Source organism: Nocardioides sp. J9, assembly GCF_007829375.1.
Classification (GTDB): domain Bacteria; phylum Actinomycetota; class Actinomycetes; order Propionibacteriales; family Nocardioidaceae; genus Nocardioides.
In genome coordinates, this window is the sequence record NZ_VLJQ01000120.1 from 1 (window position 1) to 13,577 (window position 13,577).

Below are 13,577 nucleotides of genomic sequence, written 5' to 3' on the forward strand. Positions count from 1 at the left end.
TGGTTGTAGAAGTTCTTGTCGCGCGCGCCCATGCCGCCGATGTAGAGGGCGAGCTGGTTGCGCACGGTCTGGACCGCCTCCTCCGGCGGCTCGCCGAAGTGGAAGCTGGTCTGGAGCTGGATGTCGAGCTCGCCGAGCGAGGCGTCGCGCTTGGCGAGGCCGGCACGCAGCGGCTCGCCCCAGGCCAGGTCGGCCTTGCCCGGGTGGAAGAAGAGCGGCTGCCAGCCGTCGGCGATCTCGGCGACCAGCTCGACGTTCTTGGGACCGAGGGCCGCGACCGAGATCGGGATCTCGGGACGGACCGGGTGGTTGATCAGCTTCAGCGGCTTGCCGAGGCCCGAGCCGCCGGCCTCCTTGGTCAGCGGCACCGTGTAGTGCTTGCCCTGGAACTGCACCGGCTCGCGGCGCCACACCTGGCGGCAGATCTCCACGACCTCGCGGGTGCGGCCGAGCGGGGCGTCGTACTTCACGCCGTGGAAGCCCTCGATCACCTGGGGCCCGCTCGCACCGAGGCCGAGGTTGAACCGGCCACCGGAGACGAAGTCGAGGCCAGCCGCCGTCATCGCGGTCAGCGACGGGGTGCGGGAGTAGATCTGGAAGATCCCCGACATCAGCTGCAGCTTCTCCGCGCGGGCGGCGATGTAGCCCAGCTGGCTGACGGCGTCGAAGGAGTAGGCCTCCGCCACTGCGACGAGGTCGAGGCCGTTGCGCTCGTACTCCTGCAACAGCTCGACGGTCTCCGCGAAGCCGCCGGAGTAGTCGATGATCATGCCGAGGCGCACGCCGGGCTCCTTCTCCCTGGGAAGCGGTCGTCGTAACGCCGCTTATTTGAATGTAGATTAAACAAGCGGGACATGGGTGCGCAACCCCGTCCCGCGGTGCACGGTCGGGCGGTCAGCCCCGCTCGTTGCCGACCACGGACACGAACGACACGCAACCGCCGGGCCGTCCGCCGAGGTTGTGGGTCAGCGCCAGGCGCGGGTCGGTGAGCTGCCGCACCCCCGCCTCGCCGCGCAGCTGCAGCCACGCCTCGTAGAGCATCCGCAGCCCGGAGGCACCCACCGGGTGGCCGAACGACTTGAGTCCCCCGTCGACGTTCACCGGCAGCCGGCCGTCGGCGTCGAACTCGCCGGCGAGGATGTCCTTCCACGCCTGGCCGGCGTCGGTGAACCCGAGGTCCTCCATCAGCACCAGCTCGGTCGGCGTGAAGCAGTCGTGGACCTCGGCGAGCGAGATCTCGGAGCGGGGGTCGTCGATCCCCGCCTGCGCGTAGGCGTCACGAGCGGAGTGGACGACCTCCGGGAACGACGTGAAGTCGTACGCCGGGTCCAGGCCCCCGCGCATCGGGCCGGCCGCGAGCGACAGCGCCTTCACGAACACCGGTCGGTCGGTGTAGTCGTAGGCGTCCTCGGCGCGCACGATGAGCGCGGCGGCCGCGCCGTCCGAGACGCCGGAGCAGTCGAAGATGCCCAGCCGCCCAGCGACCTTCGGGGCACCCTCGATGGTCTCCCGCGAGACCTCCTTGCGGAACTGCGCCTTGGGGTTGCGGGCGCCGTTGACGTGGTTCTTCCACGCCACGTGCGTCATCGCGTCGCGCATCGCGGCCGGGTCGACGCCGTACTTGGCCGTGTAGGCGGGGTCGAGCAGCGAGAACGCGGCGGGCGCGGTCAGCGAGAGCTCGGCAGCCGTGCCGTCCGACGGCGGGTCGGAGCGCAGCAGGCCGGAGAAGCCGGAGTCCTTGAGCTTTTCGACACCGACGGCCATCACCCGGTCGTAGGCGCCGGACGCGACCGCGTAGCAGGCGTTGCGGAAGGACTCCGAGCCCGTGGCGCAGTAGTTCTCCACGCGGGTCACCGGCCGGTAGTCGATGCCGAGCGGTCGGCTCAGCGTCAGGCCCGACTGGCCGGAGGCGAGGGTGCCGAGCCAGTAGGCGTCGACGTCGTCGCGCTCGACCCCGGCCGAGCCGAGCGCCTCGCCCACGGCGTCGAGCAGCAGGTCGTCGGTGGAGGACTCCCAGCGCTCACCGAAGCGGGTGCAGCCCATGCCGACGATCGCCACGGCGTCCTTGATCCCCTTGCTCGCCATCAGCGGACCACCGCTTTCCAGAAGTAGTTGTGCACGGCACCGGCGGTGAACAGCCGGCGGMACACGAGCCGGACGTCGGATCCGACGCCGATGGCGTCCGGGTCGGCGTCCGCGACCTCGAGGGTCGTCCGGCCGCCGCCCTCGAAGTCGACGACCACGTCGATCACCGGCGGGGACGGCGAGAACGCCAGCCGGTCGATGGTGAACGTCGCGACGCTGCCGGTCAGGTCGGCGACGGGCGCCGGCTCCATCGCGTCGACGGCCGAACAGCCGCGGCACACGCGCAGCGGCGGCAGGTGCAGGAATCCACACTGCGTGCAGCGCGAGCCCGCGAAGCCGAACTTCCACGCCCCCGCCCGCGCGGACGGCGGACCCGCGGGCCGGTCGGGCTCGGGGCGGCGTGGCAGCTCGCGCTCGAGCAGCCCCCGCCAGGACAGGTACGTCGGGTAGGGCACCGGGCGACCAGCGGCCAGCTGGTCGGCGACCGGCCGGGCGGCGCGGCGCTGCGGCAGCAGGTCAGTCGTGCGCAGCAGCATGCCGTCGCACCCGTCGACGGCGGACAGCACGAGGACGGTCTCCCCCGGCCCGGCGACGTCGAGGACGGCGGCCAGGCCGAGCAGCGGGTCGGCGGCGCCGGAGAACCCGATCGGGGAGGAGGTCGAGGAGAGCGCGCCCTTCACCAGCGCGCCGGCGCGCTTGGTGATGCCCGGGTTGCCGCTGGTGACGACCACGTGGTCGGCCTCGGCGAGGCCGGCCGCGTCGAGGAGCCGCGCAGCCACGCGGCGGACCAGGTTGGCGTACTGCTCGAAGCCGAAGCGCTCCTCCCACTGCTCACCGGTCACTGCGTGGGGCCCGCGCCAGCGGTCGAGCAGCTCGAGGGAGTCGCCGGCGACGCCGATCACCTCCGCGATCGCGTCGCCCTCGCCCAGCAGCACGGCCGCCGCGCCGTCGCCGCCCGCCTTCTCGTCGAGCGAGCCGGGCTTGCCGACGCGCACGTCGGCGGCGACCACGAGGCCGCCGGTGGCGAGCGCGGCCCGCAGGCCGGCGAAGGTCGAGCGGGCGGAGCCGACCAGGTCGGCGGCCGGGACCGTCGCCGGCAGTCGGAGAGCGGCGTGGACCGCGGAGGCGTTGGTCTTGTCGAGGTAGGGCGGCGTCGTGCTGGCCCACCACACCGAGTCGGCGGCCGGGAGGTCGCGGGCGGCCTCGACGGCCATCGTGGTGGCGTCCTCGTCGAAGGAGGCCACGACGCGGGTGCCGCGCACGCCGCTGTCGCTCCCCAGCCGGTACGACGGCAGGTAGGCGCCGTAGGCGAGCAGACCGATGCTCACCGCGCGACCCCGCGGAACAGGGCGGCGATGCCCTGCCCGCCGCCGATGCACATGGTCTCGAGGGCGAACCCGCCGCGACGGCGGTCGAGCTCGTGCAACATGGTGGTCAGGATCCGCACGCCGGTGGCGCCGATCGGGTGGCCGAGCGAGATGCCGGAGCCGTTGACGTTGAGGCGGTCCTCGACCTCGTCGAGCTTGAGGCCCCAGCCCTGCAGGACGGCGAGCACCTGCACGGCGAACGCCTCGTTGACCTCGATCAGGTCGAGGTCGTCGAAGCCGACGCGGGTGCGGGCGAAGAGCCGCTGCACCGCGGAGACGGGGCCGATGCCCATGATCGAGGGGTCGACGCCGGCGGCGGCCCAGCCCTCGAACCACGCGATCGGCTCGAGGCCGAGCTCGTCGAGCTTGTCCTCGGCGACGACGAGGCAGGCGGCTGCGGCGTCGTTCTGCTGCGCGGCGTTGCCGGCCGTGACGGTGCCACCGGGGGTGACGGTCCGCAGCTTGCCGAGCGTCTCCATCGACGACTCGGGCCGGACCCCCTCGTCGCGGTCGAACACGACGTCGTCACCGCGGCGCTGGGGCACGGTGACGGGCACGACCTCGTCGGCGAAGACGCCGGACTCCCACGCCGCGGCGGCGCGCTGGTGGCTGCGAACGGAGAACGCGTCGGCCTCGTCACGACCGATGCCGAACTGGGTGGCGAGATTCTCGGCGGTCTCGATCATCCCGCTGATCTTCCCGAACCGCTCCTCCGGCTGGGAGCGCTCGCGACCGCGGTCGAGGCGGTCGTAGAGGGTCTGGTTGCCCGAGCGCGATCCCCAGCGCGCAGTGGTCGTGTAGTGCTCGATGTTGCTCATCGACTCCACGCCACCGGCGATCACCACGTCGGCAGCGCCGGTCTGCACGGTCATCGCGGCCGTGATCACGGCCTGGAGGCCACCGCCGCAGCGGCGGTCGACCTGGAAGCCCGGGACCTCGATCGGCAGGCCGGCAGCGAGCGCGGCCCAGCGACCGATGCACGGGGCCTCGGAGTTCGCGTAGGACTGGGCGAACGACACGTCCTCGATCCGGGACGGGTCGACGCCGGTGCGGTCGACCAGCGCGCGGATCACGTCCGCGGCGAGCTGCTCGGCCCGGACCGGACGCAGCGTCCCACCGAAGCCGCCGACCGCGGTCCGGACGGGGCCGACGATGGCGACACGCCTCAGGCTGTTCATCTGAAGGGGCTCCTCACACCGACGCGAGCACGCGGTCCGCGTGCGCGTCGAGCTCTGCTCGGTGGGACGGGTCGGCGATGGCGATCATGCGCTCGACCCGCTGGTTCAGGGGCAGGCCGCGCAGGTCGGCCACTCCGTGCTCGGTGACGACGACGATCCCCTCGGAGCGTGGGGTCGAGACCGGGCCGGACAGGCGGCTGACGATCCGCTGGACCGGGCCGCTGCGGCTCCGGGCGGTCGAGGGCAGCGCCACGATCGGGACGCCGCCGGCCGACTGGCCGGCGCCGCGGAGGAAGTCCACCGCACCGCCGACGGCGCCGACGTAGCGACGACCCGCGACCTCGGCGTTCACCTGGCCGGTCAGGTCGACCTCGATGGCGGCGTTGATCGCGACCAGGCGGTGCGAGGCGGCCAGCACCTCCGGGTCATGGGTGTACGTCGTGGGACGCAGCGCCACGCCCGGGTTGCGGTCTGCCCAGCGGAAGAGCTCCGTGGTGCCCCCGAAGAGGCCGGCCACCGCGACTCCGCGGTCGAGCGTCTTCCGGGCCCCGTTCGCCACCCCGGCAACGACCAGGCGCATCGCCGTGTCGTTGATGATGCCGGAGTGGATGCCGAGGTCGCGATGGTCGAAAAGCTCGGCTAGCACCGCCTCGGGAAGCGCACCGATGCCGAACTGGAGCGTGGCCCCGTCCGGGACCAGCTCGGCGACACGCCGGGCCACCGCGACCGTGTCGTCACCGACGGTCGGAGTCGGCAGCTGGCCCGGAGTGCGCGAGACGCGGATGGAGGCCGTGATCTGGTCCGCCGTGAGGGTGCGTGCGCCGGGGGTGAACGGCACCTGGTCGTTGACCTCGGCGATCACGACCCGGGCGGTGTCGATGGCTGCCGAGAAGTAGTCGTCCCCGAGCCCGAGGCTGTGCCGACCCTGCCCGTCGGGCGGCGAGACCTGGACGAGGACGACGTCGGCGCGCAGGGCACCGCGCGAGAGCAGGCCGGGCAGGTTCGAGTAGTGGACCGGCCAGACCTCCAACCGTCCCACGGCATGCAGAGCCGAGTTGGTACCCGCGCCGCAGTACGAGTGGACGGTCAACCCGTCCGGCACGGTGTCGACAGTGAGGGCGCTGTCGGCCGGGATTCCGACGAAGCAGCGCAGGTCCCCGATGCCATCAGCCTGCGCGAGGAGCTCCTCGACGAGTGTGGACGGCTCCGCGCACGTCTGCCCCCAAGTGATCGTGTCACCACGACGGACGTGCTCTGCGAGGTCGATCCTCACCCCCGCCACCGTTCGTGAGAGGGGTCGAGCAGCTGGGTCAGGTGACCGTCCGCGAGCCAGATGACCGACTCGATCTCGAGGGCATCGAGGTGACGGACCTTGCCCGTCCGCAAGTCCTCCAGCCGCAACCGGACGGAGTTGCCTTCCGTGTCCAAGCGAACGGCCACCGAGGCGAACTCGCTCTCGACGACCTTCCCCGCTGGGACCTCCACCCCGCCGGCGGAGTCCTCGAAGCGGATCTCGTGGCGTGCTCCGTCGGAGCCCTTCGGGTCGCTGTCATTCATGGCGAGGCCTCAGATTAGGAACGCGAGGGTGGGCACGGCGTGCTCGTTGTCGGCGAGCACGACCTTCTTGTAGGCCAGCTTGATCTCGCCGTCGACCTTGCGGAGCCGGTACGTCGTCCGGCCGCCCCAGATCGTGTTGCCGCGGTCGCGCGACTCGAAGGCGATGAAGTTCGCGCCGACCTCGAGGTCGACGTCGCCACCCGCGGAGGCCCGGCCACCGAGGATCTCGACGTTGCCGATGATGCGACGCAGGTTGGACGGCGGAGCCTGGGCGTAGCGCTTGCCGGTCTTGACCTGCTTCATTCGGGTGGCGATGCGGCTGCGGTTGTCGAAGATGATCGAGACCTTCGCTCGCGGATGGTCGCCCTCGCCGTCGACGGGCACCCAGTAGAGCGCGTCGTCAGTCCACAGCGCCTCCCAGCCGTCGTAGTCGTTCTCGTCGGCGAGCCGCGCCTCCTTGTAGAGGAACTGCTCGACCTCGCGTGCCTCCCAGCCGTCCGGGACGGCCACCAGCTCGCCGGCCGTGTCCGGACGCGGCGGCAGCTCCAGCAGGTTGATCTCGCTCATCAGTCCTCCGCCTCCATCAGCGACTTGTAGTGGTTCCAGAAGCCGCGCATGCCGGTCTCGTCGGTCGCGGCGCCGATCGTGAAGCCGTCCTCGTCGACCTCCTCGCGGACCAGGCCGCGGCGCACGTCGAGCCACTCGGGGTCGGCCATCGCGACGCCGCGCTGGTTGCGCTCGTACATCTCGGTGTCGTCCGCCAGCAGCATGCCGGCCGGGCCGACGGAGCCGATCGACTGCGACACCATGCGTTGGTTGAGCTCGTGGCCGCCCGCGATCTGCACCGCGGTGGCGTACTGCACGCACTCCCCGACACCGACGGGCTGGATGTTGAAGACCTGGATCTCGGCGATGAAGAGGTTCGGGAAGATCATCACGTGGGGCGCACCCTCGATCATCCGTCGGTTCGCCTCGTCCTCACCGAACGTCTCCTTCATCGCGGAGACGTAGTTGGGGACGCGGTCGGGCGTGGTGCCGAACCAGCGCATCGGCTCGGCGAAGGCGCGGAACTCCGGGCGCAGGTCGTTCTCGCTGTGGCCGTTGCCCAGGTTGCGGGTCACGGCGGTCGAGTTGTCGCTGTAGAGCGCACCGATCGGGCTGCCGGTCACACCGAAGATCGAGCCGTGCACGAACTGGGGGTGGTAGCCGTCGGTCTCGTTCTCGGCGAGGAACTTCCAGTTGGCCTTGGTCTGGTGGCGCAGCCACCCGGCGTCGAGGGCGACCTTGCCCTCCGGCGAGAGGCCGACGAGGCGGTCGATCTCGCCCTTGGCCGCGCCGAGGTGCTCCTCGAGCGAGGGGCCCTCCTCGGCGAGGCTGCCGAAGACGAAGCCCTGGTAGGACGCGACCCGCGCCACCTTGCCCATGCCGAGCGGCAGCTGCTTCTTGCCGCCGTAGCCCTTGTTGTAGGGGTAGCCCAGCAGCTCGCCGGTGTTGCGATAGGTCCACCCGTGGTAGGGGCAGCGGAACGAGCTGGAGTTGCCCGCCTTGTCGTCGCAGACCTGGAGGCCGCGGTGAGCGCAGCGGTTGATGAGCAGGTGGACCTCGCCGTCCTTGTCCCGCGTCATCACGATGTCCTGGTCGGCGAGCTGCTTGCGCACGTAGTCGTTGGGCTGCGGCACCTCGCTCTCGTGCCCGACGAAGACCCACGTCTTGTGCCAGATCTTGCGCAGCTCCTCGGCGTAGATCGACGGGTCGGTGTAGAGGGTGCCGTGGACGCGCGCGGGCTGGATCAGCCGGTCGTAGCGGCTGCCGCCCTCCTCGACCTCGGACGGGGACGGGACCACTGCGGTCATGAGGTTTCTCCTTGCTGTGAAGGCTGCGAAGACTGCGAAGACTGGGCGACGAGCTCGACGAGCCGGAACTTCTGGACCTTGCCGGTCGCCGTGGTGGGCAGCTGGTCGGGCTCGAGAAACTCCACCCGCTTGGGGACCTTGAAGCGGGCGAGGTGCTCCTTGGCGTGGGCGATGACGTCCTCGGCGGTGAGGCCGTCGCCCTCCGGGCCGGGTGCGCGGACGACCACGGCGCAGCCGATCTCGCCCCAGCGGTCGTCCACGACACCGACGGCGTAGACCTGGCTGATGCCCGGGTGCGCGCCGAGGACCTCCTCGACCTCCTTGGGCATCACCAGCTCGCCGCCGGACTTGTAGACCTCCTTGCTGCGGCCGGTGAGGACGAGGTAACCGTCCTCCCGCACCGTGCCGAGGTCGCCGGAGTGCAGCCAGACGGTGCCGTCGGCGTCGGGGTGCAGCGCGGCGGCCGTCTCCTCGGGCTTGGCGAAGTAGCCGAGCATCGTGGTCGGGCCGGAGGAGGTGAGCTCGCCGTTGGCGCCGTCGGGCAGCACCTCGCCCGAGACCGGGTCGACGGTGCGGTACACGCAGAGCGCGGCGAGGCCCTCGTGCTCGGTGCCGGGCACTCCCGCCGAGCCGGCCAGCTTCGGGCGTCCCACCGTGGTGGAGGTCAGCACCAGCTCGTCCTCGGGCAGGGTCAGCGTCATCGCGCCGCCGCACTCGGTCATGCCGTAGCCGGTGACGATCTCACTGACGCCGAAGTCGCGCTCGACCTGCTCCCACAGCCACACCGGCGCGGGCGCCGAGCCGCACAGGATCGCGGTCAGGCTCGAGAGGTCGGTCTCGTGGCGCAGCGGGCTCTCGACGAGGGCGACGGCCATCGTGGGCACGCAGAGCATGTCGGTGGCGCGGTGCTTCTCGATGGCGGTCAGGTAGGCCTCGGCGCTGAACGCCGGGAGCATGATGACCGCCCCGCCGACGTACGTCGCCGAGAGCAGGCCCTCGACGTAGCCGAACATGTGGTAGCAGGGCAGCGAGAAGAGGATCCGGCGACCGTCCTCGTAGGCGCGGGTGAGCGCCGAGGCGTACGCCGTCCGCAGCACCGCGTCGTGCGTGACCTGCACGCCCTTGGGCGAGCCGGTGCTCCCGGAGGTGTAGAGCAGGTCGGAGACGTCGTCGGGGGTGTGACCGGCTCCGGCGGCGGCGCCCTCGTGGGCGGCGCCCAGCTCGGCCAGGGCGCGACCGGTGAAGGCGCCCGGGCGCGGGGTGTCACCGTCGCGCTCGACCAGGACGACGTGGCGCAGCCCGTCGGGCGCACCGTTGCCGGACGCGGGGCGGTCCGCGAAGCCGGGGGCGTCCCAGCCCGGCACGATCTCGTCGAGCATCCCGGCGTGGTCGAGCGCCTGGAAGCCGGCGTTGGTGATCAGCACCTTGCAGTCGGACTGCGCGAGCACGTAGCGCAGCTCGTCGGTGCGGTAGAGGAAGTTGAACGGGATGGCCACGGCTCCGGCCCGCGCGATGGCGAACTTCAGCGTGACGAACTCGGCGTGGTTGGCCATCAGCAGGCCGACGCGGTCGCCGCGGCGGACGCCGAGGGCGGCGAGACCGTCGGCGAGCCGGCGGGACTCCTCGGCCACCTCGGCGTAGGAGAGCACGCGCTCGTCGGTGACGACGAGGTCGCGCTCGGGGAACTGGTCGGCGCAGGCGTCGAGCCATGCGTCGAGGGTGCGCGGGACCCACGTGCTGAAGCGGTCGTGCAGCGCACTGCGGCGCTCGGCGATGGTGTTCACGTCACCCTACCTTCTTTAATCTAGATTAGATTATCCCGTGATGCGGGATCTGACAACCGGGGAGGGCCCCGGTTCCCGGAGGGAGCAGGTCGGGGCCGCGGCCGCACCGGAGCGATGGCACGGCCGCGGCAGCCTCAGCGCGGCGTGATCTCGCGCAGGGCGGGGGTGTCGAGCAGGTCCAGCAGCTTGAACTTCTGGACCTTGCCGGTCGGCGTGGCAGGCAGGTCGCCCGCCAGGAACCAGCGGCTCGGCACCTTGTACGGCGACAGCCGCTCCTTGCAGTGGGCGATCAGCGACGCCGCGAGTGCCGCGGGGTCCTCGGCGGCCGAGGGCTCGCGCAGGTGCACACCGGCACCGACGATCTCACCCATCCGGTCGTCCGGGATGCCGAAGACCGTCGCCGACAGCACGGCCGGGTGCTCGGCGAGGCAGGACTCGATCCCCGCGGGGGCGATGTTCTCGCCCCCGCGGATGATCAGCTCCTTGAGGCGGCCCGTCAGGGTGATGTAGCCGCGCTCGTCCATCGCGCCGAGGTCACCGGTGTGGACGAACCCGTCGGCGTCGACCGTGGCCGCAGTCGCCTCCGGGTCGTGGAGGTACTCGATGAGCTGCTGGTAGCCGCGGGCGCAGATCTCCCCCGGCACGCCGAGCGGAACGACCTGGTTGAGCGGGTCGACGATCTTGACGTCCACCTGCGGCAGGGGGTGCCCGACGGTGCGCAGCTTGTCCTCCCGGGCGTCGCCCGGGCGGGTGGCCGTGAGGACCGGCGACAGCTCGGTCTGGCCGAACAGGTTGGTCACGGCAGCTCCGAAGGTCTGCTCGGTGGCCTCGATCATCGTCGCCGGCAGGTTGGACGCACCGCCCAGCGCCACCTTCAGCTGCGGGGCGGGCTGGTCGGAGACCCGCTGGGCCTCGAGCAGCGCCCCGAGGACGGCCGGCACGAAGAAGAGGACCTCGACCTGCTCCCGACGCATGGTCTCGAGCACCGGCACGGGCGCGAACTGCTCGACGAGCACCTCGGTCCCGGCCAGCCACAGCGGACCCAGCGTGCCGATGACGCAGGCCGCGGTGTGGAACATCGGCAGCGGGTTGATCGTCACCGCCCCGGCCGGCATGTCGACGTACTCCATGGTCAGCTTGGCGACGTTGACCAGCGAGCGGTGCCGCAGCAGCACGCCCTTGGGGTTGCCCGTGGTGCCGGAGGTGTACTGCAGCATCACCGGGAGCTCGGGGTCGCTCGGCGCCGCGGTGACCACGGCCGGGTCGACCTCCTCGGCGCGCCACGTGGCGCGGTCGGACAGGCTGACCAGACGCAGGTGCGGCCGCTCGGCCGCGACCTCGGCCGCCACCGACCGCATGTCGTAGTCACGGCTGCTGTCGGCGTGCAGGAGCACGGTGCAGCGGGAGTGGTCGACGGCGTACTCGAGCTCGGCCCGACGCAGCACCGGGTTGAGGGCGACGAGGACGACGCCGGCGAGTGCTGCGCCGTGCTGGACCAGCACCCACTCGACGACGTTCGGCGCCCAGATGGCCACGTGCTCACCGGGCTCGGCCAGCTGGCGGATCGCGGTCGCGACGCGCTGGGCCTCGTCGTACAGCTCGCCGTAGGTCAGCCGGACCTCGGCCCCGTCGCCGTGGCGGGTCCCGACCAGCGCGAGCCGGTCGGGGTGGGCCGCGGCGCGGTCGGCCAGCAGCGCGGGGACGGTCAGGTCGATCAGGTCGACGCTGGTGTCCGCGGGGAGGTAGGAGGTGGTGAGGACGTCCGCTTCGTCGGGGGCGCTCGTGGTCAAGGTCAGTTCTCCTGGGGTGGGGTCGCACCGAAGACCGGGCGACGCTTCTCGGCAAAGGCAGTGACCCCCTCGGCGAAGTCCGCGCTGTCCCAGAGCATCGTCTGGTTGCGGACCTCGAGATCGAGCACGGCGAGCGGATGACGCGGCTCGCCGGAGAGCATCTGCTTGATCACCCCGAGGGCGAGGGGAGGCCCGGCCGCCAGCGTGGCGGCGTCCTCGAGGGCGGCGGCGAGCGCCTCCCCCGGGTCGACCACACGGTCGACGAGGCCGATGGACCCGGCTTCGGCTCCCTTGACCCGCGTGCCCAGCATCAACATCTGCCGGGCCCGCGAGACGCCGACCCGAGCCGGCAGCGAGGCGAAGATCCCCATGTCACCGGCGAGTCCGACTCCGGTGAAAGTCGTGGCGAAGGTGGCGTCGCTCGCCGCGACCACCCGGTCGCAGGCGAGGGCGAGGGCCGTGCCGGCGCCGAACGCCGGACCCTCCACGGCCGCGACGACGGGCTTGGGCGTGTGCCAGATCGCGCGGACGACGCGCTGGGCTGCCTGGGCGCGCGCGGTCGTCTCGTTGCGCGGCTGGCGTCGCATCGTCGAGATGTCCCCGCCCGAGCAGAACGCCCCCTCGGCCCCCGTGAGCACGATGACCCGGACGCCGGCGTCGGCGTCGGCCTGCTCGAGCGCCTCGGCCAGCGCGAAGCGCAGGGGCAGGTTGATCGCGTTCTTCACGTGCGGCCGATTGAGGGTGATCACGCGGACCGCGCCCTCGTCGGTCACCCGGACCGAGTCCGGCTCCGCGGGCACCGGCTCCTGGCCGGGGATCTCGATCATGCCCACCTCAGCGGCCCTGGTAGACGCCGGTGCGACGCTCGATGACGGCCGCGAGCGCCTCACGGCTGTCCGCGGTGCCCGAGAGCTCGGAGACCACGCGGGCCTCCTCCGGCATCCGCTCGGCGACCGTTGAGCCCAGGCCGTCCCAGACCAGCCGCTTGGTCGCGGCCAGGCCCAGCGGCGGCTGCGCCGCCAGGTCGGCGGCGAGCGCGTCCACCGCGCTCGCCAGCTCGTCGTCGGGCACGACCCGGCTGACGATGCCCAGGTCGTGGGCCTCGGCGGCGCTCAGCGTCGGGTTGGTCAGCAGGATGTCCAGCGCCTTGCGCAGCCCGACGATCCGGGCGAGCGTCACCGTCGTGCCGCCGTCGGGCGCCATGCCGACGCGGACGGCACCGGAGAAGAACTTCGCGCTCTCGGTCGCGACGACGAGGTCGGCGGCGCACACGAAGCCGAAGCCCGCGCCACCGGCCGCGAAGCCCTGCACCTGTGCGATCACCGGGACCTTGAGCTGGATCAGCGCGGCGGTCGCGAGCTGCAGCCACGCCGTCGCCTCCCGCAGGTAGTCGGGGAGCGCCTCGCCCTTGCTGGCGAACGTCTTGACGTCACCCCCCGCGCAGAAGTTGCGGCCCTCGCCGCTGAGCACGACCACCCGCACCGTGGGCTCGGCGTGGCAGCGGAGCACGACCTCGTGCAGCGCCCGGAGCAGCTCGGCGTCGACGGCGTTGGACGCCTCCGGCCGGTTGAGACGGATCCGGGCGATGCCGTCCTCGAGGTCCAGCAGGACGAGTCCTTCGCTGACCAGCGCTGTCATGACTTCTTCTCCTCCTTGCGGCCCGCGAAGGCCGTCACGCTGGCACCGCCGGCGTCGCCACAGATGTGCGCGACGACGGTGTCCATCTCCAGGTCGAGGCCGGCACCGAGGTCACCGCGGAGACCGTCGCGAACCAGCTTCTTGATGCTGCGGACCGCGTCGGTACGGCGACCGGCGAGCCGGGCGACGAAGGCCGCGACCTCCTCGTCGAACTCGTCCGCGGCGTACGAGCGGTAGGCGAGGCCCCACTCGGCAGCCTGCACGCCGGACAGCCGGTCGCCGGAGAGCAGCAGACCGAGGGCCCGTTGGGCGCCGACGGCGCGCG

The 13,577-nt window shown here is 71.9% G+C and carries 13 protein-coding genes; all 13 read right to left on the reverse strand.

Features of this window, described 5'->3' with window-relative positions:
• The coding region (locus tag L615_RS20175) for an LLM class F420-dependent oxidoreductase (RefSeq protein WP_145726265.1) at positions 1–782 on the reverse strand (782 nt) is incomplete at its 3' end.
• 112 nt (positions 783–894) lie between these two features.
• Positions 895–2,085, reverse strand: coding sequence for an acetyl-CoA acetyltransferase (locus L615_RS20180; RefSeq protein WP_145726266.1), 1,191 nt, complete (start codon positions 2,083–2,085; stop codon positions 895–897).
• Positions 2,085–3,413: an OB-fold domain-containing protein gene (locus tag L615_RS20185; protein WP_145726267.1), complete on the reverse strand. Its 1,329-nt coding sequence runs from the start codon at positions 3,411–3,413 to the stop codon at positions 2,085–2,087. The genes L615_RS20180 and L615_RS20185 overlap by 1 nt, the downstream gene beginning before the upstream one ends.
• On the reverse strand, positions 3,410–4,630 hold the full coding sequence (locus L615_RS20190) for an acetyl-CoA C-acetyltransferase (protein ID WP_222430637.1): 1,221 nt from the start codon (positions 4,628–4,630) through the stop codon (positions 3,410–3,412). Before L615_RS20190 ends, L615_RS20185 begins: the two co-directional genes overlap by 4 nt.
• Positions 4,631–4,643: 13 nt before the next feature.
• Entirely contained in the window at positions 4,644–5,912 is a 1,269-nt protein-coding gene (locus L615_RS20195; protein ID WP_145726268.1) for an acetyl-CoA hydrolase/transferase C-terminal domain-containing protein, read from the reverse strand.
• On the reverse strand, positions 5,900–6,187 hold the full coding sequence (locus tag L615_RS20200; RefSeq protein WP_261376785.1) for a hypothetical protein: 288 nt from the start codon (positions 6,185–6,187) through the stop codon (positions 5,900–5,902). The genes L615_RS20195 and L615_RS20200 overlap by 13 nt, the downstream gene beginning before the upstream one ends.
• Positions 6,188–6,196: 9 nt before the next feature.
• Entirely contained in the window at positions 6,197–6,754 is a 558-nt protein-coding gene (locus tag L615_RS20205) for an aromatic-ring-hydroxylating dioxygenase subunit beta (protein ID WP_145726269.1), read from the reverse strand.
• The gene (locus L615_RS20210) at positions 6,754–8,040 is read right to left on the reverse strand and encodes a Rieske 2Fe-2S domain-containing protein (protein WP_145726270.1); all 1,287 of its coding nucleotides are present in this window, start codon (positions 8,038–8,040) and stop codon (positions 6,754–6,756) included. Before L615_RS20210 ends, L615_RS20205 begins: the two co-directional genes overlap by 1 nt.
• Positions 8,037–9,824, reverse strand: a complete 1,788-nt coding sequence (locus L615_RS20215) for a class I adenylate-forming enzyme family protein (protein WP_145726271.1) — start codon at positions 9,822–9,824, stop codon at positions 8,037–8,039. The genes L615_RS20210 and L615_RS20215 overlap by 4 nt, the downstream gene beginning before the upstream one ends.
• 134 nt (positions 9,825–9,958) lie before the next feature.
• Positions 9,959–11,614 carry a class I adenylate-forming enzyme family protein gene (locus L615_RS20220; protein ID WP_145726272.1) on the reverse strand — a complete coding sequence of 552 codons (1,656 nt, stop codon included), beginning with the start codon at positions 11,612–11,614 and terminating at the stop codon, positions 9,959–9,961.
• Between the two features lie 2 nt (positions 11,615–11,616).
• The gene (locus L615_RS20225; RefSeq protein WP_145726273.1) at positions 11,617–12,441 is read right to left on the reverse strand and encodes an enoyl-CoA hydratase/isomerase family protein; all 825 of its coding nucleotides are present in this window, start codon (positions 12,439–12,441) and stop codon (positions 11,617–11,619) included.
• Between the two features lie 7 nt (positions 12,442–12,448).
• Positions 12,449–13,252 carry an enoyl-CoA hydratase/isomerase family protein gene (locus L615_RS20230; protein WP_145726274.1) on the reverse strand — a complete coding sequence of 268 codons (804 nt, stop codon included), beginning with the start codon at positions 13,250–13,252 and terminating at the stop codon, positions 12,449–12,451.
• Positions 13,249–13,577 (reverse strand): enoyl-CoA hydratase/isomerase family protein (locus tag L615_RS23900; protein ID WP_261376786.1); only part of this gene is annotated, 329 nt, incomplete at its 5' end. The genes L615_RS20230 and L615_RS23900, both read right to left, overlap by 4 nt.